Source organism: Ensifer sp. ZNC0028 (genome assembly GCF_000799055.1).
Classification (GTDB): Bacteria; Pseudomonadota; Alphaproteobacteria; order Rhizobiales; family Rhizobiaceae; genus Ensifer.
Genome location: NZ_JTLA01000145.1, coordinates 1 through 2,559 on the forward strand (window position 1 = coordinate 1; position 2,559 = coordinate 2,559).

Genomic DNA, 2,559 nt, shown 5'->3' on the forward strand with positions numbered 1-2,559 from the left:
GTACCCCTCCGGTGACGGCCGCCTTGCTGAGTTAGGCTGAAGGCTGCAAGTCCTAGTGCTAGCACTAGGAGTAGTCATATGACGAAGCATCCGATTGAAGTGATCACGTCCGTCGAGCGTCGGCGGCGCTGGTCCCGCGACGACAAGGAACGCCTCGTCGCTGCCTGCCTTGAACCGGGCGCAGTGCTCTCCGAGATCGCCCGCGCCGCCGGGATCCACGTCAGTCAGCTCTTCCGTTGGCGCAAGGAGTTTTGTCGTATTGAGGAGCCGTCGATGCAGACGGCGAACACGTTGGTGCCTGTAATCGTGTCGGAGGCCACACCTGCAGCCCAACCCGTTGTCTCGGAACCGTCGGTCCCATCGCATTCTCGTCGGAAGCGCAGCGATGTGACGATTGAACTGGGACGAGGTCGACGTGTCCGGGTAGACAGCGACATCGACACCGAGGCGCTGGGTCGCATTCTCGACGTCGTGCTGGCTCGGCGATGATCCCGGTCCCGACTGGTGTGAAGGTCTGGTTGGCGACGGGCCATACCGACATGCGCAAAGGCTTCCCTGGTCTGTCGCTGATGGTGCAAGAGACGCTGAAGCGCGATCCGATGTGCGGCCATTTGTTCGTGTTTCGCGGTCGCGGTGGAGGTCTGCTCAAAGTGATCTGGCATGACGGGCAAGGCGCCTGTCTGTTCACAAAGAAGCTGGAACGCGGCCGTTTCATCTGGCCGTCGGCAGCCGACGGCACGGTGGTGATTACGCCGGCGCAGCTCGGTTATCTGTTGGAAGGCATCGACTGGCGGATGCCGCAAAAGACTTGGCGTCCGACGTCGGCAGGATGAGCAAAACCACTGGTATGGCGGGATCGAATATGATTCCATCCTGCCATGAACGACGCGATTGATGAGCTTCCGGACGACCTTGCCAGTGCGCTTGCACTGCTGGCCGAGGAGCGTGCCCGGCGCATCAATGCCGAGGCAGAAGCAGCGGCCGCCAAGGCGCAAGCCGCCAGCGCAAAGGCGCTCGTGTCGCATTCCGAAGCACTGATCGCGCGGCTGAAGTTGGAGATCGAGAAGGTTCGTCGAGAACTTTACGGCAGCCGCTCAGAACGCAAGGCGCGGCTCCTTGAACAGATGGAGCTGCAGCTCGAGGAACTCGAAGCCGACGCTGGCGAAGACGAACTGGCGGCGGAGATCGCAGCCAAGGCCTCGGCAGTCCGGGCCTTCGAGCGCAAGCGCCCGTCACGGAAACCGTTCCCCGAACATCTCCCGCGCGAACGGGTCGTTATCGCGGCTCCGACAAGCTGCTCCTGCTGCGGTTCGGCCAGGTTGTCGAAGCTCGGCGAGGACATCACGGAGACGCTGGAGGTCATCCCGCGCCAGTGGAAAGTGATCCAGACAGTGCGGGAGAAGTTCTCCTGCCGCGAATGCGAGAAGATTACCCAACCGCCAGCCCCCTACCATGTGACGCCGCGCGGCTTTGTCGGGCCAAACTTGCTGGCAATGATCCTGTTTGAGAAGTTCGCCCAACATCAGCCGCTGAACCGGCAGAGTGAGCGCTATGCCCGCGAAGGGGTTGATCTCAGCCTGTCGACGCTGGCCGACCAGGTCGGCGCTTGTGCGGCGGCGCTCAAGCCCATTCATTCGCTGATCGAGGCGCATGTTTTGGCTGCCGAGCGGGTGCATGGCGATGACACGACAGTGCCGATCCTAGCGAGGGGCAAGACCGATACCGGCCGGATATGGACCTATGTCCGGGATGACCGGCCTTTCGGCGGGCAGTCTCCGCCGGCGGCACTCTATTATGCTTCGCGAGACCGGCGACAGGAGCACCCCGAACGTCACTTGAAGACCTTCACCGGCATCCTGCAGGCGGATGCCTATGGCGGCTACAATCCATTGTTCAAGGTTGATCGCGATCGCGGTCCACTGACGCAGGCGCTCTGCTGGTCGCACGCGAGGCGTAAGTTCTTCGTGCTGTCCGACATCGCCATGAATGCCAAGCGCGGAAAGAACGCCGCGCCGATCTCGCCGATGGCACTTGAAGCCGTCAAACGGATGGATGCCCTGTTCGACATCGAGCGGGAGATCAACGGACTTGCCGCCGACCAACGCCTGGAGCGTCGACGCAGGGACAGCCTGCCGCTCGTCGGCGACCTGCGCGACTGGCTTCAAACCGAGCGGGCAAAACTGTCGCGCAGTTCCCCAGTCTCTGAGCCGATCGATTACATGCTCAAGCGTTGGGACGGCTTCACGCCCTTCCTCGACGACGGCCGGATTTGCCTGACCAACAATGCAGCCGAACGGGCATTGCGAGGCTTTGCACTTGGAAGGAAGTCATGGCTCTTCGCCGGATCGGATCGCGGTGCTGAGCGTGCCGCCTCCATGGCGACGCTGATCATGAGTGCTAAGCTCAACGACATTGATCCGCAGGCCTGGCTTGCCGACGTCCTCGCCAACATTGCGGACACGCCGGTCAGCAGGCTGCAGCAATTGCTTCCGTGGAATTGGACACCAAAGGCTCTGAACGCTCAGGCCGCATGACCTGCGGCCTTCACCGGATGCTTAC

General features: G+C 62.1%; 3 protein-coding genes. All 3 read left to right on the top strand.

Annotation, left to right across the window (positions count from 1 at the left end; translation table 11 throughout):
- Positions 1–78 precede the first annotated feature (78 nt).
- From L981_RS29505 to L981_RS29515, 3 genes are read left to right on the top strand one after another with little or no spacing between them, the layout of a single operon-like run.
- On the top strand, positions 79–489 hold the full coding sequence (locus L981_RS29505) for a transposase (protein WP_043625102.1): 411 nt from the start codon (positions 79–81) through the stop codon (positions 487–489).
- Positions 486–833 (top strand): IS66 family insertion sequence element accessory protein TnpB, encoded by a 348-nt coding sequence (gene tnpB, locus L981_RS29510; RefSeq protein ID WP_043625104.1) that lies wholly within the window; start codon positions 486–488, stop codon positions 831–833. Before L981_RS29505 ends, tnpB begins: the two co-directional genes overlap by 4 nt.
- 45 nt (positions 834–878) lie before the next feature.
- Complete coding sequence (locus tag L981_RS29515) at positions 879–2,534, top strand: IS66 family transposase (RefSeq protein ID WP_043625106.1); 1,656 nt, start codon at positions 879–881, stop codon at positions 2,532–2,534.
- Positions 2,535–2,559: the final 25 nt, after the last annotated feature.

Excerpts from the sequence above, each read along its gene's own strand:
- L981_RS29505 (WP_043625102.1), top strand. The coding sequence starts at position 79 with ATGACGAAGCATCCGATTGAAGTGATCACGTCCGTCGAGCGTCGGCGG.
- tnpB (WP_043625104.1), top strand. The coding sequence starts at position 486 with ATGATCCCGGTCCCGACTGGTGTGAAGGTCTGGTTGGCGACGGGCCAT.
- L981_RS29515 (WP_043625106.1), top strand. The coding sequence starts at position 879 with ATGAACGACGCGATTGATGAGCTTCCGGACGACCTTGCCAGTGCGCTT.